The organism is Stagnimonas aquatica (assembly GCF_003730135.1).
Taxonomy (GTDB): domain Bacteria; phylum Pseudomonadota; class Gammaproteobacteria; order Nevskiales; family Nevskiaceae; genus Stagnimonas; species Stagnimonas aquatica.
Map to the genome: position 1 here is coordinate 378,979 of NZ_RJVO01000002.1, position 22,039 is coordinate 401,017.

The following is a 22,039-nucleotide window of genomic DNA, read 5'->3' on the forward strand; positions in this document are numbered from 1 at the left end:
GGGCCTCAGGCCGAATCGCCGCGCAGGGCGGAGACGCGCTGTTGCAGTTCCGCCGCCTTCAGGGTGTCGCCGGCAACGGGCGCATCGGCGATCAGTTCGATCCTGGCCCGCAGGCGACGCGGCAGGCGCATGCGGCGCAGGCGCGAGTCTCGGCGGCTCCACATGCTTTCCCACAGGCCGCGTAGGGCGAAGGGCACCACCGGCACCGGGGTGCGGGCAAGGATGCGCTCGATGCCGGCCTTGAACTCCTGGATGTCGCCGTCCGGCGTGAGCCCGCCCTCCGGAAAGAGGCCCACCACCTCGCCGTTCTTCAGCGCGGCGTCGATGTCTTCATACGCCTGCTTGAGCAGCGCCTCGTCTTCCTTGGCCGGGGCGATGGGGATGGCGCGGGCGGTGCGGAAGATGAAGTTGAGTACCGGGATCTTGAAGATCTTGTGGTACATGACGAAGCGCACCGGCCGGCGGATGCTGCCGCCGACGATCAGCGCATCGACGAAGCTGACGTGATTGCCGGCGACGATCACCGCGCCCTCGTCGGGAATTTTCTCCAGCCCCTCGGCGCGGATTCGGTACAGCGTGTGGATCAATAGCCACACCAGGAAGCGCATCAAGAATTCCGGCACCAGGCTGTAGATGAACACCGCCACGGCGGCGTTCATCAGCGCAGTCACCAGCAGCAGTTGCGGGATGCTCAGGCCCGCCTTGAGAAAGGCGATGGCGAGCGCGGCGGCAACCACCATGAAGGCGGCGTTGAGGATGTTGTTGCCGGCGATGATGCGCGAGCGGTGGCTGGCCTCGCTGCGGGTCTGGATCAGGGCGTAGAGCGGCACGATGTAGAAGCCGCCGAACACGCCGATCAGCAGCAAGTCCCAGAGCACGCGGTGGTTGCCAACCTGGGCAATGAACGCCTTGGCATCCAGCGCCACGCCTTCCGCCACACCCGGCGCGGCAAAGTAGAGATCGACGCCGAACACGGTGAGGCCGATCGAGCCCAGGGGCACCAGGCCGATCTCGACCTTGTGGCCGGACAAGCGCTCGCAGAGCAGTGAGCCCAGTCCGATGCCCAGCGAGAACACCGTCAGCAGCAGGGTCACCACTTCCTCGCCGCCGCCGAGCGTGGTCTTGGTATAGGCCGGCAGTTGCGAGAGGAACATCGCGCCGTAGAACCAGAACCAAGAGATGCCCAGCACCGACAGGAATACGGTGCGGTTACCGCGCATGAAGGCGATGTTGCGCACCGTCTCGGTGATCGGGTTCCAGCGCATCAGCAGCTCGGGCGCGGCGGCCGGGGCGAGAGGCACTGCGCGGCTGCTGAGGTAGCCGATCACCGCCACGGCGATTACCGTGCCACCCACCCAGTGCGCGCCGCCCGGCTGCGCCACCAGCCAGCCGCCAAGCATGGTGCCGAGCAGGATGGCGAGAAAGGTCGCGGCCTCCACCAGAGCATTGCCGCCGACCAGCTCGTCCGCGCGCAGATGCTGCGGCAGGATCGCGTACTTCACCGGCCCGAACAGCGTGGCCTGCAGGCCGAGCAGGAACAGCACGGCGAGCAGGAAGCCCACGCTCTGCATCGCCAGACCGACGGCGGCGAGCACCGCGATGCCCAGCTCCAGCAGCTTGATGCCGCAGATCAGCCGCGACTTCTCGTACTTCTCCGCCAACTGGCCGGCGAAGGCGGAGAACAGGAAGAACGGCAGGATGAACAGCCCGGCCGCGAGGTTGACGTACAGGGCGCGCTGGCCCTCGCTCAGGCCGGCGATGCCGAAGGTCACCAGGATGATCAGCGCGTTCTTGAACACATTGTCGTTGAACGCGCCCAGCGCTTGAGTCCAGAAAAACGGCGCGAAACGGCGCGCCTTCAAGAGGCCAAACTGGCTGTGCCCGGTGCCGGTGGATTCGCTCATGAGACTCGCTGGCGGTCGTGGAATTGCAGGAAGGCGTCGAGCACCGCCTGCGGCGCTTCGACCTGGGGATAGTGGCCGATGCCCGGCAGGCTCACCACGTCGGGCGCAGCGATCAGCTCGCGGTAGCGCGCCACCATGTGCGCGCCGGACACCGGATCGACCGGGCCGTTGATGAGGCGCATCGGCACCGCTGTCCGCTGCATCGCCGACAGCCAGCGCTCGCGGTGCTGGCGGCGGTCGAGGATGTAGCGGATCAGCTCGTGCATGATCCGGCCGCCGTCGTTGTAGGCAACCAGTTGCCAGAAGGCGGCCAGCTCGGCCGCGCTGGGCTTGGTATCGGGGCCGAATACGGCGGAAAAACTCTTGCGGAAGCCACGCTCGTTGAACAGGCGGCTGACCAGCGGACCCAGTGGCGATAGCAGCAGCTTCTGGATGGGCCGGGGGCGATGGGTTTCCGGGAACAGGCCGCCGTTGAGGAAGACGATGGAGCGCAGGCGCAAAACGCCCCCACCCCGACCCTCCCCCGTAAACGGGGGAGGGAGAAATGCAGCTTCATGCCGCGCCAACAGCTCCTGCGCCACCGAGACGCCGTAGTCGTGCGCCAGCACATGCACTTCGCTCACGCCCAGCCGCGCGCACAGCGCGGCGTGGAGATCGGCCTGGTCGTGGATGGAATAGCCCCAGCCGCGCGGCTTGGTGGAAAAGCCGAAGCCGATCATGTCCGGCGCGATCAGGCGGAAGCGCTCGGCCAGCGGCGCCCAGAGCCCGTGCCAGTCCCAGGAGGCGCTGGGAAAGCCGTGGATCAGCAACAGCGCCGGCTTCGCCGACGCGCCGCTGTCGCGGTAGTAGATGCGCTGGCCGCGATAGTCGAAGTGGGCACCGGCGGCGCGCCAGGCCTCAGGCGACGGCGGCCGGAGTGTCGGGTTTGCGCTCATTGCCCAGCTCCAGCAGGTTGACCGCGAACAGTTTGCCGGAACGCGTCCAGACTCCGGCGACGATGGACAAGGTCATGCCGGCGCCGAACACCACGCTTGGCACCGCGCCCATCAGCCGCGCCGCCAGGCCGCTCTCGAAGGCGCCGATCTCGTTGGAGCAGGACAGGAACACGCTGTTGACCGACTGCACGCGACCGCGCAGATGATCGGGCGGCATCACCTGCAGGATGGTGGAGCGGATCACCACGCTCACCGAGTCGAAGGCTCCGGTGAGGAACAAGGCGAACATCGACAGCCAGAAACTGCGCGACAGCGCGAACACCAGGGTCGCCAGGCCGAAGCCGGCGATCACCCACAACAGATTGCGCCAGGCGCGGCGGGTGGGCGGATACCAGGCGCAGAGCAGCAGGGTGAGTACCGCGCCGACGCTGGAGGCGGCGCGCATCAGGCCCACCTCGGTGGCGCCGACGTGCAGCACGTCCTCGGCGAACACCGGCAGGATCGCCACCACGCCGCCGAACAGCACGCTGAACAGGTCGAGGGTGATGGCGTAAAGGATGATCGGGGTATTGCGGACGAAGGCCAGGCCTTCCTTCAGCGAGGCCCAGAGGTCGTCGCCGCCCTCGCCCGCCGCCGGCACGCCGCGCTTGCGGATGCCGGCAACCAGCACGGCGGACGCGGCCAGCAGGGCCATCACCACCAGCAGCGTGCCTTCCAGGCCAAAGGCGGCATAGAGCAGGCCGCCGCTGACCGGGCCGAGGATGGCGCCCACCTGCCAGCCGGCCGAGGACCAGGTGGCGCCGTTGCCATAGATCTCGCGCGGCACCAGGAAGGCCTTCAGCGAGCTGGCCGAGGGCGAGAAGATGCCGCGCGCAAAACCAATGAGCACGATGGCGCCGTAGATCGCCAGCAGCCAGGGCGTCTGCGGCAAGGCGGCGCGGCTGGCGTCCAGCGACAGCGCCAGCAGCCAGGTGGAGGCGACGAAGATCGCCAGCAGCGCGCCGAGAATCAGATTGCGCTTCTCGCGGCGGTCGGCGAGATGGCCGCCGACCAGGGCCAGGGCGATGAAGGGGATGGCCTCGGCGAGCCCGAGAAAACCCAGGGTCAGCGGGTCGCGGGTCAGCAGGTACAGCTCGTAGCCCAGCGCCACTTCCTGAGCCAGCAAGGCCAGGGTGAGCAGAAAGCTGCCGGCCACCAGGCGGCGGAACTCGGGGTAACGCAAGGCAGCGTAGGGATCGTGAGAGCTTGCGGCGGCGGGCGCGGCCATGGCGGTGGATTACGGGTAGCGGCGCGAAGAGTCCGCGCCAGATCACCTTGCCGCAGGGCCAGCCCGGCCCGCAAGCCCGCAGGCCTGTGTGGTTGGCGGCTGGCCCCGACTTGCAGTCAAATCGAGGACCGGAGAACAGACCACCACGATCACAACAATGAGTCCCTCGGAAATTCCGGCGCCATCCCGGCTGTTGCTGGTCGCCACCCAGCACTGGCCTTTCCCGGCGCGTCTGGCCATCGCCTTCGCCGAGGCGGGCTGGCAGGTGGAAGCTGTCGGCCCGCGCGGCCACGTGCTCGGCAGCACCTCGGCAGTGCGACGGCTGCACCCCTACAGTCTGCTCGATCCGCTGGCGGCGCTGATCGCCGCCATCGAGCAGGGCGCGCCGGATTTCATCATCCCCTGCGACGACAGTGCGGTGGTGCGCCTGCACCGGGTGGCGCAGCAGCGGCCGGCGCTGCGGCCGCTGATCGAGCGCTCCCTGGGCAACCCCGACGCCTGCCTGGAAGCCACCCGCCGCGAAGCACTGATGGCGGCGGCGCGGGCCGAGCAGGTACGCATTCCGGAGACGGCGGAGATCCGCAGCCTGGCCGACCTTCAGGCCTGGCAGCGACAGCAAGGCTGGCCGCTGGTGCTGAAGGCCGACGGCACTTTCGGCGGCACCGGCGTGGCGATCATCCGCGAGGCGCAAGAACTGGAGCCGGCCTATCGCGCAGTGTCGGCCAAACCCAGCGCGCTGCGCATCCTCAAGCGCCTGCTGGTGAACCACGATCACTTCCTGCTCGACCAGTTGCGCGACCGCCAGAGTCAGGGCTTGATCGCTCAGCAATACATCGCCGGGCGTCCCGCCAACCGGGCGGTGGCCTGCTGGCAGGGCGAGGTACTGGCGGGGAGCAGCGTCGAGGCGCTGGCGACACTCAGTGCCACCGGCGCGGCGACGCTGATCCAGCCGATCGAGCACCCGGAGATGGAGCAGGCGGCACGACGCCTGGTACGGCGGCTGGGTCTTTCCGGCCTCTGCGGCTTCGACTTCATGCTCGAAGCGGCGAGCGGCCGGGCCTACCTGATCGAAGTGAATCCGCGCGCGACGCCGGTGACCGCGCTGGCACTGGGGCCGGGCCGCGATCTGGTGGCGGCACTCAGCCGCCAGTGGCTGGGGCAGGCCGTCGCCGACCGGCCGGCGCTGACCAATCGCGGCCAGATCGCGATGTTCCCCGGCACCTGGCTGAAAAACCCCGAAGACCCGGCGCTGGAAACCGCGCACCACGACGTGCCCTGGGAGCAGCCGGCGCTGGTGCAGGCCTGTATCGACTTTGACTACGCCGGCACGCCGTTCTGGCGGCGCTGGGCGCGGCGACACAGCCCTATGGCGGCGAGCCTGACCGCGCCGGACGGAAGGATCTACCGCCGCAGCAACTGAACGCGGGCGCGGAGCGGCCTACCAGCGCACTGTCGAATAGCTGCTGGCGTTGTTGGCGGCGCGACGGTCGCGCGGGTTGTGCCAGGGGATGAAACGCTCCTGGGCGTGCTGCTGGTGCACGAACTGGTCGAGCACGTAGATGCCCTGCTCGGTCGCGCGCAGGAAGATCGCCGCGTGCTTGTTGCCGCGCCGGCGGGCCTGCGGGTAGCGGCCATTGACGAAGGTGGCGATGGCGGTGCCAGGCTGGATCTGGTCGGCGTGGGCCTTGAGCTTGCGGCCTTCCTGCCACTGGCGGGTGCTGGGCGCGTCGAGCAGGCCCTTGATCAGCTCCACGCACTCGGTGCGACCGGCGCTGTTGGCAAAGCTGGGGTAGGCGACTTCCACGCCTTCGCCGGGCAGAACGCCCTCGTAGACCCGTTCCGGGCTCAGGCCGTAGTGGCCGTCCAGACTGCGGTCCGCGTACGCGTTGCCGGCCTCCGTTTCAGCAGCGACGGCGGCCACCGACGGACGCTTGGCCAGCGCCTGATGCGCCTTGGCGGTGGTGGTGGATTTCTTTTTTTTCGGCTTCGTCGCCGCATTCTTCGACGAAACCGTCACCGCATGGGTATGCGCCCCGGCAGTGCCCGCGACTGCTGGGGCAGCCTGAACCAGGGTGCTCAAACTAAGGCCGAGAAACAGGCTCCCGACCAGGGAGAAAACTCGCATCTTTGAACTCCAGCGGCGGCACATGACGCCAGTACCGGCACGTTTTCGCAAAAACAGTGCCGGACCTTAGTGTTTGCCTGCATTCGGGGTCAAGGAGTTTTCAGGAATAAAGTGATTCGAAGGGGTAGTAATAATTGCGAGCCGCCAGCCTGCGCGGGCCGCATTCCGGCCTAGTCGGCGATGTCGCCGGCGGTCTCCTCGGCCGCTCCGCCGAGTTGCAGCGCCCGCTCATAGAGGGCTTTGCGCTTGGCGCCGGTGAGTTCGGCGGCCAACCGGGCGGCGCGCGAGGGCGGCAGCTCCTTGAGCAGCAGCCGCAGGGTCTGCTCGGCGGAAACCACGCTGCCCGCCTCGCCGGCCGGGGCGCCGGCGACCACCAGCACGAACTCACCGCGCTGGTGGTTGTCGTCGGCCTTGAGCCAGGCCGCCAGCTCGCCGGCCGGCAGCCGAACGCTCTGCTCGAAACGCTTGGTCAGCTCGCGCGCCAGGCACACCAGCCGCCCGGCGCCCAGCTCGCTGGCCAGATCTTCGGCGCATTCGACGATGCGGTGCGGCGCCTCGTAGAACACCAGGGTGGCGGTCTCGGCCGCCAGCGCGCGCAGGCGCTCGCGACGGGCATTGGGCTTGGCCGGCAGAAAACCGGCGAAGCGGAATTCGTCGGTAGGCAGGCCGGCCACCGACAGCGCCGCGATCAAGGCGCTGGGGCCGGGGATGGCGCGCAGCTCGCCGCCCGCCTCGCGCACCGCCTTCACCAGCGCGTAGCCGGGATCGGAAACCAGCGGCGTGCCGGCATCGCTGACCAGGGCCAGGGTTTTGCCGGCGGCGAGGTCGGCCACCACCCGCGCGGCGATGCGGTCCTCGTTGTGCTCGTGCAGGGCCAGCAGCGACTGCTGGATGCCGAACTGCGCCAGCAACTGGCCGCTGGTGCGGGTGTCTTCGGCGCAGATGCCGTCGACCCGCGCCAGCACCGAACGCGCCCGTGGCGAGAGATCGCCGAGGTTGCCGATCGGCGTCGCCACCACGTACAGGCAGCCGGGCAGCAGCGGTTCTTCGACGATGGTCACGGGTGCGGAGGTCTTGAGGGGGCGTGCGATACTTTAGCCATGAACACCGCGTTCCACCGCGCCGCTCTGCTGGCCCTGCTGCTGCACACCGCCCTGCCCGCCATGGCCGAGTCGCCGGCCGCCGCCGCCCAGGCTGCGGCGGCGCGCGGCGAGTACCGCGAGGCCAGCCGGCTTTATCAGGACGCCGCCCGCCAGACCAAGGGCGGGCTGGCGGCGGACTACAGCCTGCTCGCCGCCGAATCGCTGCTTGCGGCCGGTGAACCGGCCGGCGTCGATCCGCTGCTGCAGAAGCTGCCGCCGGCCTCGCTCGACAACCGTCAGTTCCAACGCGCCGGCCTGCTGCGGGCCCGCGCCCGCCTGCAGCTGGGCGATGCCAGCGGCGCCTTGCAGGCCTTGCCGGCCAGCTTCGACGCACCGCTGGCGGTGGAAGGTCTGGCTGTGCGCGCCCAGGTGCAGTTCGCGCTCGGTGACGCGGTGGCGGGCACCGCCAGCCGGGTCGCCCGCGACCCCCTGCTCTCTCCCGAGGCGCGCGAGGCCAACTGGCAGGCGCTGTGGACCGAACTCGGTCGCGCGCCGCTGCCCGAGGGCAGCGTCAACAGCGGCAACACCCTGGTCAGCGGCTGGATCGAATTGGCGCAGCTGGCGCGCGGCGGCGCGCCCCTGGTGGCGGTGGAGGCCTGGCGCGCCAGCCATCCCGACCATCCTGGCGTCAGCCAGCTGCCAGCGCTGCTGTTGCCGGACAGCCCGGCGCCGGCACCGCTGGTGGGCGGCCGCGACTTCGCCCTGCTGCTGCCGCTCAGCGGCCCGCTGGCCAGCGCCGCGCAGGCGGTGCGCGCCGGCGCCGAGGCCGCGCGTCAGCAGGCTGGTCCGCAAGCGCCGGCCCTGAGCGTGCAGGATCTCGCTCCCGGCCTGGAAGCGGCCCAGCAGGCGGCGATCACCGCCGGTGCCGGCCTGCTGATCGGCCCCTTGCGCAAGGAAGATGTCGCTGCCCTCGCCGCCTCGCCGCTGCGGCTGCCGACGCTGGCGCTCAACTATCTGGATGCCGGCCGCAGTCCGCCGACCGGCCTCACCCCCTTCGGCCTGGCGCCGGAGGACGAAGCCCGCGCCGCCGCCGAGGATGCCGCCAACGCCGGCCAGTTGCGGGCGCTGATCTTCAGCCAGCAGGGCGACTGGGGCGAGCGCGTGGCGCAGGCCTTCCGCAGCCAGTTGGAGGCGCGCGGCGGCCGGGTGCTGGCGGAGGCGCGCTTCGCCCCCGCGACCGTGGACTTCTCCACCAGCCTCAAGCAACTGCTGGCGCTGGATGCCTCCGAGCAGCGCGGCAAGCAGCTCGCCAACATCGGCATCCGTGCCGAGGCGGCGGCGCGGCCGCGCGGCGATGTCGACGTGATCTTCATCGGCGCCCGCGCCGCCCAGGCCAAGCTGATCTGGCCGCAGCTCCGCTACTTCCGCGCCGGCCGCATCGCCACCTATGCGCCGGCGGCGGCGGCCGATGCCGGCCCTGCCGACCTCGGCGGCCTGCGCGTCTGCGACGCGCCCTGGCGCCTGGACACCACCGGCCCGCTTGCCGACCTGCGCGGCACGCTGGCGACCGTCAACCCGCGCAGTCCCGACGCCCAGCGGCTGTTCGCGCTCGGCTACGACGCCTACAACCTCGCACGGCGGATGCAGAGCGAGGGCCTGGCGCCGGGCAACGCCGTCCCGGGACTCACCGGCGAACTGGTGATCGAGGCTGACGCCGCCCTGCACCGACGGCTGAGCTGCACCACGCTGGTGGCGCCGAATCCGGTCAGCGACGAGGGCGGCGAGTGATCGCCGCGCTCAAGGCCAGGCTGGCCGCCGTGCGCGGCCAGGATGCCGAGCGCGAGGCCGAGCGCTATCTGCTGAGCCGCGGCCTGCGCACGCTGGAACGCAACTGGCGCTGCCCGCGCGGCGAACTGGACCTGGTGATGCAGGACGGCGACACCCTGGTGGTGGTCGAGGTGCGCCAGCGCGGCCACGCCGGCTATGGCGGTGCCGCCGGCTCGGTGGACCGCAGGAAGCAGCGCCGCATCGCCGCCGCCACACTGGCCTGGCTGCAACGGCATCCGCGCCAGGCCGAGGCGCCGCTGCGCTTCGACGTGCTGGCCTACGAGGCCGATGGCCGCCGCGAGTGGCTGCAAGCCGCCTTCTCCATGGACGATTTCGCATGAGCTCCCTAGAGGACCGCCTGCGCGGTCATTTCGAAGCCAGCCTCGCCGCCAAGCGCGCGACCCTGGACAGCGCCCTACCCGCCATCGCGCGCGCCGCGCGCCTCCTGGCGGCGCGCATCGACGCCGGCCACAAGGTGCTGGCCTGCGGCAACGGCGGCAGTGCCGCCGACGCCCAGCACTTCGCCGCCGAACTGGTCGGCCGCTACGAGCGCGAGCGGCCGGAACTCGCCGCCCTCGCCCTCACCACCGACAGCTCGCAGCTCACCGCCATCGCCAACGACTACGGCTACGAACAGGTGTTCGCCAAGGCGGTGCGCGGTCTCGGCCGGCCCGGCGATCTGCTGCTGGCGATCTCCACTTCCGGCAACTCGCCCAGCGTGGTCAAGGCCATCGAGGCGGCGCAAGCCAAGGGCCTGAGCGTGATCGCGCTGACCGGCAAGGACGGCGGCGCGATGGCGCGGATGCTCCAGGGCGAGGACGTGGAACTGCGCGCCGCCAGCGCCGTCACCGCCCGCGTGCAGGAAGTGCATCTCTTGTTCCTGCACTGCCTCTGCGACGCCCTGGATGAGCTGCTCTACCCCAGGCCCTGAGCCGCTGCCGGCGGCCTTCGTCGCGGCGCTGCGCGGCCTGCTGGGTGAGGCGGCGCTGCTGACCGATCCAGCCGACTGCCTGACCTATGGCTACGACAACTCACGGCGGCTGACCCTGCCGCAAGCTGTTGCCTTCGCGCAGAACCACGAGCAGGTGCAGGCCGTGGTGCGACTCTGCCACCAGTACCGCGTGCCGCTGACCGCGCGCGGGCGTGGCACCAACACCACCGGCGCCAGCGTGCCGCTGGCCGGCGGCCTGGTGCTGTCGCTGGAACGCATGGACCGCATCCTCGAAGTCTCCCCCGGCGACCGCCTGCTGCGCTGCGAGGCCGGCGCGCTCAATGGCGCGGTGCAGGCCGCCGCCGGCCGGCACGGCCTGTTCTGGGCGCCGGACCCGACCAGTGCCGCCTTCAGCACCGTCGGCGGCAACCTCGCCTGCGGCGCCGGCGGGCCGCGCGCGGTGAAGTACGGCACCGCCCGCGACGCGGTGCTGGGGCTGAAGGCGGTCACTGGCGAAGGCCGCACGCTCACCACCGGCGCCTACACCAGCAAGAGCGTGGTCGGCTACGACCTGAGCCGCCTGCTGATCGGCAGCGAGGGCACGCTGGCGATCATCACCGAGGCCACGCTCAAGCTGCTGCCCAGGCCCAGCCAGACCCGCCTGCTGCGCGCCGCCTATGCCGATGTCACTGCCGCCGCCGAGGCGGTGGCGCGGATCATGGGCCAGCCGGCGATCCCTTCGGCGCTGGAATTCCTCGACGGCGAGGCGGTGCGGCTGGCCGAGGAGTACCGGCCCACTGGCGTCCCCGCCGGCACCGGCGCGCTGCTGCTGATCGAGGCCGACGGCGAGGCCGAGACGCTGCCGGCAACGGTACGCGCCATCGAGGCGGCGGCGAGCGGCGCCGGGCTAGTCGAGCTGCGCAGCGCCGGCAGCGCTGAGGAAGCAGAGACGCTCTGGGCCTGCCGCAAGGCGCTCTCGCCCAGCCTGCGCAAGCTGGCGCCGAAGAAGGTCAATGAGGACGTGGCGGTGCCGGTCACCCAGCTACCGGCGCTGATCGCCGGGGTGCAGGCGCTGTCCCGCGCGCACGGCCTGCCCATCGTCTGCTTCGGCCATGCCGGTAACGGCAACATCCACGTCAATCTGCTCGCCAACCCGGACGACCCGGCACAGATGGGGCGCATCGAGGCTTGCCTGGCGGCGCTGTTCCGACTGGTGCTGTCGCTGCGCGGCACGCTCAGCGGCGAGCACGGTGTCGGCATCGACAAGCGCGACTACGTCGGCTGGGAGGTGGACGCCGACACGCTTGAACAGATGCGCGCGGTGAAGCAGCTCTTCGACCCGCTGGGCATCCTCAATCCCGGCAAGGCCCTGCCGACGGCAACAGGCATCTAATTTCGGTAAGCGCCGAAATAGTCCCAGAAGGCTTCGGTGGCCGAGTAGTCCCGCGCGGTCAGGCCGATGCTGCTGGCCAGCCCCTGGAAAGTGCCGCCCGGCCACGCGTGGCCGCCACCGTTGATCTTGTAGAAGCGCAGCTCGTTGCCCTGCGCGCAGCCGGTGTAGCGGGTGAGATCGGTGGTGGTGCCGTCGAGCGCGGTATTCGGCAGCGCTTCCGTGCTCTCACCGGTGCAGCCCTGGGCATCGACCCAGTGCGCCACCGAGGTGGCCGCCGAGGAGAAGCCGCTGAGGCCGTCGAAGGCCACTACCGGGTCCAGGGTGCCGAGCATGTAGGCGATCGGCCGCGCCGGACTGCTCGCGCAAGCGGCGGCGATGGATGGGCGCAGCACCGCCGAGACCACGCCATAGGCGGCGAATGCGCCCGGATTCGAGCAGGCATAGCGCTCCACCATCGCGCCGCCGTTGGAAAAGCCGCTGAGGTAGAAATGCTGGGCATCAATATGCGCGGTGCCGCGCAAACGCTGCACGACGGCGCTGATCAGGCCAATGTCGTCGATGCCACGGGTATCGGAAGGGTCCTCCGACCAGCGGAGGTCGGTGGCCTCGGGCAACACCGCCACTAGGCGCTGACTGGCAACCAGCGCCGCCGCCTCGACCTGATCGGACATGCCCTGCGGAGTTCCGTTGTTGCCGTGCAGGAACATCATCACCGGCACATCCGCGTTCAGGCCCTGCGGACGGACGACCAAGTAGCTGCGCAGCACGCCCTGATGGCTCAGCGTCTCGACACCGGCTTCCGTGCCTCGCCAGAGAACCATCTGGCGGCCATCGACCGTGACGGTGGCGGAGTCGCGATCAGTGGGTCCACTCACGTAGCCATCGGTCGGCAGCGGTTGCGAGCCCGAGCTACCGCTGCTCGAACCGCTGCCACTGGAGCTGCCACTGCTCCCCGAGCCACTGCCGCTGGAACCGCCACTGCCGCCGCTGCTCCCGCCCGAGGAGCTGCCACCGCCGCCCGAACTCCCCCCGGAGTCGCCGCCCCCTCCGCAAGCGGCCAGAAGCAACAGGGAAAGCAAGACCATCAACAGCCCACGACACCGACACAATGTCTCAGCTCGCATGATCTACCTCCCAATACAGGTCCGGCGGTCGCGATCTCGCCGAGAGTGCGGCGGCCAGCTTGCACCCGGCTAGAGGGGATTGCCAGACCGCCTACTTAACCACCCGCAGGTGCCCCCGTCCCTTGGGCTTGGGCGGCTCCGGCGGCTCATCCTGGGAAACCACGGGATCGGCCCCTGTCTCGGCGTCGGTTTCTCCCTCCGGCGGCTCCACCTCGCCGAACACCAGACCCTCGCCGTTTTCCCGGGCGAAGATCGCCAGCACCGCGCCGGAGGGAATCACCACCTCGAAGGGCCGGCCGGAAAACCGGGCGGAAAACCACAGGGGATCGTCGTCGAGGTGCATGGACTGCACCGCCATCGGCGACAGATTGAGGGTGATGCGACCCTCCTGCACGTACTGACGGGGCACCGCCACGCCCGGATAGTCGGCGGCCACCAGGATGTGCGGGGTGTGGCCGTTGTCCACCGCCCAGTCGTAGATGGCCTGGATCAGGTACGGACGGCGGGATTTATGGGTCTTTGACACGGCCAGCACTCGACAAGCGAAAACAGGCGCCAAGGATAGCCGGCCGCCTTGGCGGCCGGGCCGGATTTCAGCGGCCGGTGAAGAAACGCCGCACCGCCGGCCGCTGGGCCAGACGTTCGGCGTAGTTGCGCACCGGCTCGGGCGGCTCGATGCCGCGCGCGAACACCCCTTGCAGCCAGACCGCCCAGGCGCTGTCGACGAGGCTGAACTCCGGCCCCAGGAACCAGCCACGGGCGCTGAACGAGCGGGCGCTGACCGCCAGGGTCTGCCCCAGCTTGAGACGCGCCGCCTTGGCGGCCGCCTTGTCGCCAGCGGCCTCCTCCAACAGCGGGAACAGCTCCTGCTCGAAGCGCTCCAGCACCATCCGCGCCCGCGCCCGGCCAGCGGGATCGGTGGGCATCAGCCGTGGATGCGGATAGCGCTCTTCCAGGTATTCGGCGATGACCCTGGCACCGGTGATCAGCAACTCGCGGTCGGCCAGGGCCGGCAGCCGTTGCTCGGGGTTGAGCACCAGCAAGTCTTCATTGGGTGGCGCGCCGGCACGCAGGCGGTCGACACGCGCATCGACCACGTCCTTCTCGGTGAAGATCAGCCGCGCCCAGTCGCTCCAGAGATCACTGCCGGCGTAAAGCACCAAGCCCGCGACCGGCGCGGGCTTGGGGGGGAGGCTGTTGCGGGGACGACGCAGGCTCATGATCTGGCGGCTCGACTAGCGGGCCGCCAGGCCAACAGCCAGGGCGCTGAATCTCAATGCACGTCCTTCCAGTATTCCTTCTTCAGGGCATAGGCCAGGACGAAGAAGACCGAGAGGAAAGCCAGAACCTTCCAGCCAAACGCGATGCGGTGGTTGCGGCCCGGCTCGGCGGCATAGACCAGGAAGTTGGTCAGATCGCCGACGAACTTCTTGTACTCCTCCGGCGACAGCTTGCCCTTCTGCACCAGCTCGAACGGCTTGGCGCCGTGCTCGCCTTCGGCCGCAGCCTCACCGTGGTGCTCAACTTTGGCCTGCAGGCCCTGCAACTCCCAGAGCACGTGCGGCATGGAAGCCCCCGGCAGCACGGTGTTGTTGACGCCCAGCGGACGGCTGGGGTCGAGGTAGAAGCTCTGGAGATAGGTGTAGACCCACTCGGCACCGCGCGAACGGGCGGTCAGCGACAGGTCGGGCGGCTGGGCACCGAACCAGTCAGCAGCGTTCTTCGGCAGGGCCGAAACGATGGTGTCACCCGGCTTTTCGCTGGTGAACATCAGATTGGCCTTGAGCAGCTCCTCGGGAATCTGGAGATCCTGGGCCAGACGGTTGTAGCGCAGGTATTTCAGACCGTGGCAGCCCGAGCAGTAGGCCATGAAGTCGCGGGCACCGCGCTGCAACGAGGGCAGGTTGCCGGTGTCGGCGCGGAAGTACTGCAACTCGGCACCGCCGGAAGACGCCAGGGCCGCGCCCGAGGCGCCGATGCCCGCCAGCGCCAGCAGGCCGGAGGCGAGAATCTTAGTGAGCGTCATGGGTCACGCGCTCCGGTTCGGTCTTGTAGGAATCCATCTTGGTGTAGACGGGCATGAGGAAGAAGAACAGGAAGTACACCACGCTGCCGATCTGCGACACCAGCTTGCCCAGCGGGCTGGGTGGCTGCATGCCGTAGTAGGACAAGGCGATGAAGGCGATGGTGAACAGCGTCAGGGCGATCTTGAACAGCGGGCCCTTGTAGCGGATCGACTTCACCGGCGAGCGGTCCAGCCAGGGCACGAAGAAGATCACCAGCACCGCGCCGAACATGGCGATCACGCCCGGCAGCGCCGAGCCGAACAGCGGCGGGGTGGCGCGCAGGATCGCGTAGAAGCTGCCGAAGTACCAGGCCGGGGTGATGTGCTCGGGGGTGTTGATGGCGCTGGCCGGGGTGAAGTTCGGCTTCTCAAGGAAGTAGCCGCCGCCGTCCGGAGCCCAGAAGATGATGCCCGCGAAGATCATCAGGAACACGGTGACGCCAACGATGTCCTTCACCGTGTAGTACGGGTGGAAGGGAATGCCGTCGAGCGGGATGCCGGTGGCCTTGTCTTTGTGCTTCTTGATCTCGACGCCGTCGGGGTTGTTGGAGCCGACTTCGTGCAGCGCGATCAGGTGGGCGACCACCAGGCCGACCAGCACGAAGGGCAGCGCGATGACGTGCAGCGAGAACAGGCGGTTGAGCGTGGCATCGGCCGGCGAGTAGTCGCCCTGCACCCAGATCACCACGTCGGGACCGATCACCGGGATGGTGCCGAACAGGCTGATGATCACCTGCGCACCCCAGTAGCTCATGTTGCCCCAGGGCAGCACGTAGCCACAGAAGGCTTCGGCCATCAGCACCAGGAAGATCAGCGCGCCGAACACCCAGATCAGCTCACGCGGCTTCTTGTAGCTGCCGTAGAGCAGGCCGCGATACATGTGCATGAACACGACGATGAAGAACGCCGAGGCGCCGGTCGAGTGCATGTAGCGGATGATGTTGCCCCAGGGCACATCGCGCATGATGTATTCGACCGAGTCGAAGGCGGTCTCGGCACCCGGCTTGTAGTGCATGGTCAGCACGATGCCGGTGATCAGCTGGTTGACCAGCACCAGCAGCGCCAGCGAGCCGAAGTAGTACCAGAAGTTGAAGTTCTTCGGCGCGTAGTACTCGGAGAGATGATCCTTCCACAGCTTGGTCAGCGGGAAGCGGTCGTCGATCCAGCCGAGGAAGCCGGTGGTCTTGTACGGGTTGGGAACAATGGCCATGTCTTAAAACTCGCTCGCGGAACTTAGGCCTGGTCTTCGCCGATGACGACCGAGAGGTCGCTGGCGAAGCGGTGCGGCGGGATCACCAGATTGACCGGGGCCGGAGAGCCCTTGTAGACGCGGCCGGCGAGGTCGAACTTGGAACCGTGGCAGGGGCAGAAGAAGCCACCTTCCCAGTGAGGGTGAATGTCCGGCGCGGGGTGCTCGGGACGGAAGGTCGGAATGCAGCCGAGGTGGGTGCAGTTGCCGATGGTGACCAGCACATCCGGCTTGATCGAGCGACCGGCACCCTTGACGTAGGCCGGCTGCAGCGAACTCTTGGACTCGGGGTCGGTCAGATCGGCGGTGACCTTGTCGAGGCTGGCGACCATCTCGGGGGTGCGACGCACAACCCAGACCGCCTTGCCGCGCCAGGTGACGCTGAGCTTCTGGCCCGGCTCCACCGCCGTCAGGTCAACGGTGACCGGAGCGCCAGCCGCCTGCGCCTTGGCACTGGGCCTCAGGGAGGCCAGGAACGGCCAAACCACGGCAGCGCCGCCCACCACGCCCATGCCGGTAGTGGCAAGCGTGAGGAAGCGGCGGCGGCTGGTGTCGACGCCTTCGGTACTCATGTACGGATACCCTCGCTGGAATTCGAAAATTTGGCTGGGAACTGGCCTGCGGCCGCATAGAGCGGGCCGCAATCCCGAAACTCGGCAAGTATAACGGCGCGCCCGGGGCGACGTCACCGTTTGCCCTCCCCCGCCCGGGCGGAACTCGCCGGGGCGCGGAGGGCGGACCTGCCTCAGAACTGGTAGCGCACGTAGAGCTGTGCGAAGTCGCGGTCGCGGTACAGATTGGATGCGCCCTTGCCGCCAGTGAACCAGGTGTAGCCAGGATTGATCGACAGCGAGGACTTGTAGCGCACCTCGAAGTTGATGCTCGCGGTCTTGCGGCCCTCGACGAAATTGGTGTCGAGCGGCTGCGGCGCGGTGCCGTTCATGTCGTGCTGCCAGATGATCTGGGGCTGGAAGCTGATGCCCGGGAACACGCTCTCGTAACGGATGATGCTGATGATCCGGTAGCCCCAGGAGAACTTGTCCGGATACAGGCTGAGGTCGGCCTGGTGCGGGTTGAAGCGCAGGCCATCCGGACCGTAGGAGCAGGTCGGATTGGTCGAGCAGGCCTGCCGACGGGTGGCGTCGGTGTAGTAGGAGCCGGAACCGTCGGCACCGGCGCTGGCATGGGTGTAGGTACCCGGCGCCTCGAACTGGAGCACGTCCAGCGGCGGCAGGTCCGGGATCCAGGTGCCGCCCACTTCCAGCACGCCGAGAATCTGGTCGGCGCCGATCCAGTTGTCGGTCGCGCCCAGCACCTGGGTGGCGCCGAAGTTGAACTGGTAAACGCCGAGCTGCTCGTAGCCGCGGATGTAGCCCGGATTGTTGTGGTCGTAGGGCCGGGTCGGGTCGCTGCCCGGGTTCTCGCCCACTGCACCACCCCGGTAGGGAATGATGAAGCTGGGGAACGAGCGCGAGGAGCCGGTCATGTGGCCGACCAGCAGGTCGAAGGTGTCGTTGTAGGCGCCGGGAGTGCCGTTGGCATCGACCACGTAATCGCTGCCCGGATAGAGCACCGGGTTGCCGTTGGCGTCGGTGCCGATGCCGCCGACGGCATTGATGTTGCCGCCCAGCGAGTCCACCAGCGGCCCCAGAGCGGCCTGCAACTGCGGCGGCAAGGCGCCCAGCGCCAGGCCGGTGCCATTGCCGGTTCCGGCGCAGGGCGTGCCGCCGACGGTCGGGTTCTGGCACAGCGACAGCGTCGGCCCGAAGGCGCCGAACAGCAGGTCTTCGAGATCCACCTGTAGCGGCATGTTCGGCCGGTACGCCACCTCGCCCTGGATCGAGTACTCGCCAAGCGTGGTGTTGAACGACACCCCGAGCATCTTGATGTTCTTCGGGTACTCGAACTGCAGCTTGGCACTGTCGAACGGCACCGCCGAGTAATCGTTCACCGTCTTGGTCTGGCCGGTGGCCGGATCAATGCGGTAGGAGTCGGGGTCGTTGGGATTGGTCAGGCTGGCGAGCAAGGGAATGCCCGGGCAGTCGGCCAGGAACTGCAGGGTGCTGCGCGAATAACGGCCGCAGGAGTCGATCGAAGCGTAGGTGCTGATATAGGGCAGCTTCGAGTGGTAGTTCATGAAGTAGAAACCCAACTCGGTGCCGTTGTTGAGCCATTCCGCGAAGTACTTCAGGGAGATGCCGTACTGGTTGCTCAGACCAAAGCGGTCGGGTTCGTTGTCGGGCAGCCGCTGCGCCTGAAGGCTGGTATCGGTCAGCCCCGACAGCGGGTTGTCGATCAGCCGGCCCTTGCCGTCGGCATCCTCGGCGGCACCACCGAAGCTGATGGTGGCGAAGTTGCCGGCGTTGTCGGTACCGAGGTCGGCAAAGGAGAAGTAGGAGCCGGGCGCGGGAATCTCCACCGGCTGCCACTCGAACTGGTAGTAGGCCTCGATGGTGGCGTTCTCGAACGGCTCGAAACTGCCGAATGCCGAGGTCTGCGGCGTGAAAACCTCCTCCACCGCGAAGCCGGTGCGCAGGAAATTGTTGGCGTTGACCGGCTGGGCCTGGTTCACCGAGTTGATCACCAGCAGGGTGGACTCGCCCCAGTTGATGGTCTGCCGCCCCAGCTTGTAGGTCAGCTCGCGGTCGAACGGCAATGGCGCCTTGCCGTAGAACACCGCGTCCAGCAACTGGAAGTTCTGACCGATCTGCCTGAGGGTCGCGGCGTCGGTGCGCTTGCTGTTCACCTGCGCGCCGGGGCCGTAAAGGATGCTGCACGGCAACCCGAGAGGGTTGCGCGCGGCATCGCAGGGTCGCGAATCGGTGCGCGGCAGCGGCAGATTCTGCAAGGCCGTAACGGCATTGCCGACCTGCAGATAGTTGTCCTTGGTGATGCGGTTGGGGTGGTTCTCGGTGAAGTCGTTGTTCACCAGATCGTAGAAGTACAGCGCGCGGGCGAAAAAGCCGTAGTCACCGTAGTTGAGCGTCAAGTCCTGGGTGAGCTTGATCGGCGCCTGGGTGAGGTCACCCTTGTCGTAGTTCAGGTTGCCGTCGTCGAAATTGTTCGAGAACTGCCCCGGCACTTCCGACAGCCGCGCCGCCGGGTAGGTCTGGGCACGGAACAGGCCCTGACAGGACTGATAGAGCGGCGTGCCGTTGGCCTTGCGGCCGCAGACATTGGGATCGAGATTGGCCTTGCCCACCAGCGACTGCGAGCGCTCCTGCATGCGCCACTGCGCACCGGCGGTGATGGTGGAATTGAGCACGCCGGTGATGCCCTCATCGCCGTAGGGAAACGTGAATTCCACCGCGTGGGCACTCCCCTGCCAGACCAGTGCCGCGAACAGGGCCAGCAGCAGCCCAGGACGTCCAAGACGGTACCCCATGCTCTCTCCTCCTCTCTCTCACGCACTGGCCCGCAGACGCGGACTCTTAAAATTTGCGGCGCCCTGACAACAGCGCCTGCTTATTCATGGAAGGTAGCAGCAGCCTCCGAGCAGCCGCAATACAGGCAAAAAAGAAAGTGAGAAAAGAAAAAGGACGCCGGGGGCGTCCTTTTCTCAACCGCTGCAACAATTCAGAACAGGTACTTGGCAAACACCTGGGCATAGTCGCGGTCGCGCAACAGGTTGTAGCTGCCGCCGCCGGTGAACCAGGTGTAGCCGAGATTGAACGAGAAGCTGGACTTGTAGCGGGTCTCCAGCAGGGCCGAGACGGTCTTGCGCCCCTGCACGAAGTTCTCGCCTGGCCCCGGCGCGGTGCCGTTGACGTCGTGGCTCCAGACCAGGAAGGGTTGCAAGGAAATGCCCGGCAGCACGCTCTCGTACTTGACGATGGCGATCATCCGGTAGCCCCAGGAGAAGCGGTCGGTGTAGCCCTCGGGATCCTGCTGGTGCGGATTGAACCGCGCGCCGTCGGCACCGTAGGAGCAGGTCGGGTTGGTGGAGCAGGCCATGCGCCGGGTTTCGTCGGTGAAGTAGCCGCCCGAGCCGTCGGCACCGGCGCTGGCATGGGTGAAGGTGCCGGGCGCCTCGATCTGCAATTGATCCAGCGGCGGCAGGTCGGGCACCCAGGTGGCGCCGAACTCGGCCAGCAGCAGAATCTGATCGGCGGCGAAGGGATTCTCGGTGGCTCCCAGCACGCGGGTCGCGCCCAGGTTGAACTGATACACCCCGAAGCGCTCGTAGCCACGGATGTAACCCGGATTGTTCGGGTCCAGCGCCTTGCTGCGGTCGGTGGGCGCGTTCTCGCCGACCACGCCGCCACGGTAGGGGATGATGAAGCTGGGGAAGGAGCGCGCCGAGCCCGGCAGATGGCCGACACCGAGGTCGAAGGTATCGGGGAAGGGATTGTTGCCGTTGGCGTCGAGAAAATCGCTGGGGCCGTAGAGCGTGCCCAGGTAGGCACTGTTGGTGTCGATGCCTACCGTGGTGCCGGCGCAGCCACTACCGACCGGCAGCACATTGGGCACGCCCACCGGCAGGCCCAGACCGGACAGCAGATTGTTGAGCGCGGTGCTGGCTGCGCCCAGGTTCAGTCCCGGCAGCGCCAGCCGCGCCAGGTTCTGGTCGTGGCAGCGGGTAAGCGTCGGGCCGTAGGCGGCAAACACCAGATCTTCCTGGTCCACCTGCAAGGGCAGGTTGGGGCGGTAGGCCACCTCGCCCTGCAGGGAGTAATCGCCGACCGTGGTGTTGAAGGAGATGCCGTAGAGCTGGATGTTCTTCGGGTACTCCAGCATGAAGCTGGCGGTATCCAGCGGCGCGGCGCTGGAACTGGCATTGCTGGGATCCACCGACAGCTGCGGAATGCCCGGGCAGGCAGCGACGAAGCTGAGCGGATCGTAGGCGTCGATGCCCAGGGCATTGCCTTCACGGCGGGCACAGCTGGCGTCGGCGGCAAAGAAGCTCGCGTAGGGCAGACGCGAGTGGTAGTTCATGAAGTAGAAGCCGAACTCGCTGCCGGAGTTGATGTTCTCGGCGTAGTACTTGAGCGCGACGCCGAACTGGCCTGCGGCGTCCGGTTCCAGATCGGGCTGGCGCTGCAGGCGCAAGGTGGTGTCGGTGATACGCGCCAGCGGGTTGTACTGCAGCGAGGCCTTGCCGTCCGGATCTTCGGCGGCGCCACCAAAGCTGGCGAACACGTAGTCGCCCGCGTTGTTGGTGCCGACATCAATGGTGGAGAAATAGGTGCCCGGGGTCTGCGCTTCCACCGGCTGCCATTCGAGCTGGTAAAAGGCCTCCAGCGTGGCGTTCTCGAACGGCTCGAAGCTGGCAAAGGCCATCGCCACCGGCGTGAACACCTCCTCGACCTGGGTGCCGATGCGCATGAAGTTGTTGGCGTTAACCGGCTGCGCCTGATTGATCGAGTTGAGCACCAGCAGGGTGGACTCGCCCCAGTTCACGGTCTGGCGGCCGAGCTTGAAGCTGAGCATCTTCTCGTCGCTGAACGGCAACGGCAGCTTGCCGTACACGTAGGTGTCGAGGAACTGGTAGTCCTGGCCGGCCTGGCGCAGCACCTCCTTGTCCCTGCGCTGGTTGCGCACCACGGCACCGGGTCCGTACACGCGGGCGCCCGGGTAAGGCAGGGTGAAGCCCGGATTGAACGAGGAATAGCCGACGCTGGCAGCGTTCTCGGCGGTAATGCGGTTCGGGTGGTATTCCTCGAAGTCGTCGTTGACGAAATCGTGGAAGAAAAGGGTACGGGCGAAGAAGCCGAAATCGCCGTAAGCCAGAGTGAGATCCTGAGTGATCTTCAGCGGCGCCTGGATGAGGTCGCGCTTGTCGTAATTGAGATTGCCGTCGTCGGCATTCAGCGAGTACTGGCCGGGAGCGGCCGCCAGCGTCTGCGCGGGATACAGCTGATCGCGGAATACCGCCTGGCAGGACTGGTTGGGAATGCCGCAGACCGTCGGATCGACGTTGGACTTGCCGACCAGGGCCGCGCTGCGCTCCTGCATGCGCCAGGCGGCGCCGACGGTCACCACGGTGTTGAGCACGCCCTTCACTTCGTCGTCGCGGTAGGGGAGCTTGAATTCGATGGCCTGCGCCGGCAGGGCGGCCAGCAGCAGGGTCAAGGCGAGATAGCGATACGGCAGTGACACGGGAACTCCCTGGGGATCTGGCGCGGTCGGTGGCTGCC

The 22,039-nt window shown here is 68.0% G+C and carries 18 protein-coding genes; 5 read left to right on the plus strand and 13 right to left on the minus strand.

Features of this window, described 5'->3' with window-relative positions; genetic code table 11:
• Positions 1–5: 5 nt before the first annotated feature.
• The 3 genes from ED208_RS06215 to ED208_RS06225 are packed head-to-tail and all read right to left on the minus strand — an operon-like array spanning position 6 to position 4,106.
• Positions 6–1,904: an MFS transporter gene (locus ED208_RS06215; RefSeq protein ID WP_123211008.1), complete on the minus strand. Its 1,899-nt coding sequence runs from the start codon at positions 1,902–1,904 to the stop codon at positions 6–8.
• Entirely contained in the window at positions 1,901–2,839 is a 939-nt protein-coding gene (locus tag ED208_RS06220; protein ID WP_123211009.1) for an alpha/beta fold hydrolase, read from the minus strand. Before ED208_RS06220 ends, ED208_RS06215 begins: the two co-directional genes overlap by 4 nt.
• Positions 2,802–4,106, minus strand: a complete 1,305-nt coding sequence (locus tag ED208_RS06225) for an MFS transporter (protein ID WP_123211010.1) — start codon at positions 4,104–4,106, stop codon at positions 2,802–2,804. The genes ED208_RS06220 and ED208_RS06225 overlap by 38 nt, the downstream gene beginning before the upstream one ends.
• Before the next feature lie 157 nt (positions 4,107–4,263).
• Between ED208_RS06225 and ED208_RS06230 the strand changes: the two genes are divergently transcribed.
• Complete coding sequence (locus ED208_RS06230) at positions 4,264–5,526, plus strand: ATP-binding protein (protein ID WP_123211011.1); 1,263 nt, start codon at positions 4,264–4,266, stop codon at positions 5,524–5,526.
• 18 nt (positions 5,527–5,544) lie between these two features.
• Here ED208_RS06230 and ED208_RS06235 read toward each other — a convergent pair whose 3' ends face one another.
• Together ED208_RS06235 and rsmI are read right to left on the minus strand one after the other, a co-directional pair.
• Positions 5,545–6,231, minus strand: a complete 687-nt coding sequence (locus ED208_RS06235) for a BPSL0067 family protein (RefSeq protein ID WP_158608464.1) — start codon at positions 6,229–6,231, stop codon at positions 5,545–5,547.
• A gap of 170 nt (positions 6,232–6,401) precedes the next feature.
• Complete coding sequence (gene rsmI / locus ED208_RS06240) at positions 6,402–7,292, minus strand: 16S rRNA (cytidine(1402)-2'-O)-methyltransferase (protein ID WP_233574881.1); 891 nt, start codon at positions 7,290–7,292, stop codon at positions 6,402–6,404.
• A 39-nt stretch (positions 7,293–7,331) separates the two neighbouring features.
• Between rsmI and ED208_RS06245 the strand changes: the two genes are divergently transcribed.
• The 4 genes from ED208_RS06245 to ED208_RS06260 are packed head-to-tail and all read left to right on the plus strand — an operon-like array spanning position 7,332 to position 11,464.
• Positions 7,332–9,101, plus strand: coding sequence for a penicillin-binding protein activator (locus tag ED208_RS06245; protein ID WP_123211013.1), 1,770 nt, complete (start codon positions 7,332–7,334; stop codon positions 9,099–9,101).
• Positions 9,098–9,481 (plus strand): YraN family protein, encoded by a 384-nt coding sequence (locus tag ED208_RS06250; RefSeq protein ID WP_233574883.1) that lies wholly within the window; start codon positions 9,098–9,100, stop codon positions 9,479–9,481. Before ED208_RS06245 ends, ED208_RS06250 begins: the two co-directional genes overlap by 4 nt.
• The gene (locus ED208_RS06255; RefSeq protein ID WP_123211014.1) at positions 9,478–10,071 is read left to right on the plus strand and encodes a phosphoheptose isomerase; all 594 of its coding nucleotides are present in this window, start codon (positions 9,478–9,480) and stop codon (positions 10,069–10,071) included. Before ED208_RS06250 ends, ED208_RS06255 begins: the two co-directional genes overlap by 4 nt.
• Positions 10,046–11,464 carry an FAD-binding oxidoreductase gene (locus tag ED208_RS06260; protein WP_123211015.1) on the plus strand — a complete coding sequence of 473 codons (1,419 nt, stop codon included), beginning with the start codon at positions 10,046–10,048 and terminating at the stop codon, positions 11,462–11,464. The genes ED208_RS06255 and ED208_RS06260 overlap by 26 nt, the downstream gene beginning before the upstream one ends.
• Here the strand turns inward: ED208_RS06260 and ED208_RS06265 are convergent.
• The 8 genes from ED208_RS06265 to ED208_RS06305 all read right to left on the minus strand — a co-directional run bounded on the left by ED208_RS06265 (position 11,461) and on the right by ED208_RS06305 (position 22,001).
• Positions 11,461–12,339 (minus strand): CE1 family esterase, encoded by an 879-nt coding sequence (locus tag ED208_RS06265; RefSeq protein WP_148044704.1) that lies wholly within the window; start codon positions 12,337–12,339, stop codon positions 11,461–11,463. The two genes, ED208_RS06260 and ED208_RS06265, sit on opposite strands and share 4 nt — an antisense overlap.
• Positions 12,340–12,679: 340 nt before the next feature.
• Positions 12,680–13,114, minus strand: coding sequence for a ClpXP protease specificity-enhancing factor (locus tag ED208_RS06275; protein ID WP_123211229.1), 435 nt, complete (start codon positions 13,112–13,114; stop codon positions 12,680–12,682).
• A gap of 67 nt (positions 13,115–13,181) precedes the next feature.
• The gene (locus ED208_RS06280) at positions 13,182–13,808 is read right to left on the minus strand and encodes a glutathione S-transferase family protein (RefSeq protein ID WP_123211017.1); all 627 of its coding nucleotides are present in this window, start codon (positions 13,806–13,808) and stop codon (positions 13,182–13,184) included.
• A gap of 53 nt (positions 13,809–13,861) precedes the next feature.
• Positions 13,862–14,614, minus strand: coding sequence for a cytochrome c1 (locus ED208_RS06285; RefSeq protein WP_123211018.1), 753 nt, complete (start codon positions 14,612–14,614; stop codon positions 13,862–13,864).
• Complete coding sequence (locus tag ED208_RS06290) at positions 14,601–15,863, minus strand: cytochrome b (protein WP_123211019.1); 1,263 nt, start codon at positions 15,861–15,863, stop codon at positions 14,601–14,603. The genes ED208_RS06285 and ED208_RS06290 overlap by 14 nt, the downstream gene beginning before the upstream one ends.
• A 23-nt stretch (positions 15,864–15,886) precedes the next feature.
• Positions 15,887–16,474 (minus strand): ubiquinol-cytochrome c reductase iron-sulfur subunit, encoded by a 588-nt coding sequence (petA, locus tag ED208_RS06295; protein ID WP_123211020.1) that lies wholly within the window; start codon positions 16,472–16,474, stop codon positions 15,887–15,889.
• Between the two features lie 173 nt (positions 16,475–16,647).
• On the minus strand, positions 16,648–19,287 hold the full coding sequence (locus tag ED208_RS06300) for a DUF1302 domain-containing protein (RefSeq protein WP_123211021.1): 2,640 nt from the start codon (positions 19,285–19,287) through the stop codon (positions 16,648–16,650).
• Positions 19,288–19,478: 191 nt separating this feature from the next.
• Positions 19,479–22,001, minus strand: coding sequence for a DUF1302 domain-containing protein (locus tag ED208_RS06305; protein WP_233574885.1), 2,523 nt, complete (start codon positions 21,999–22,001; stop codon positions 19,479–19,481).
• Positions 22,002–22,039: the final 38 nt, after the last annotated feature.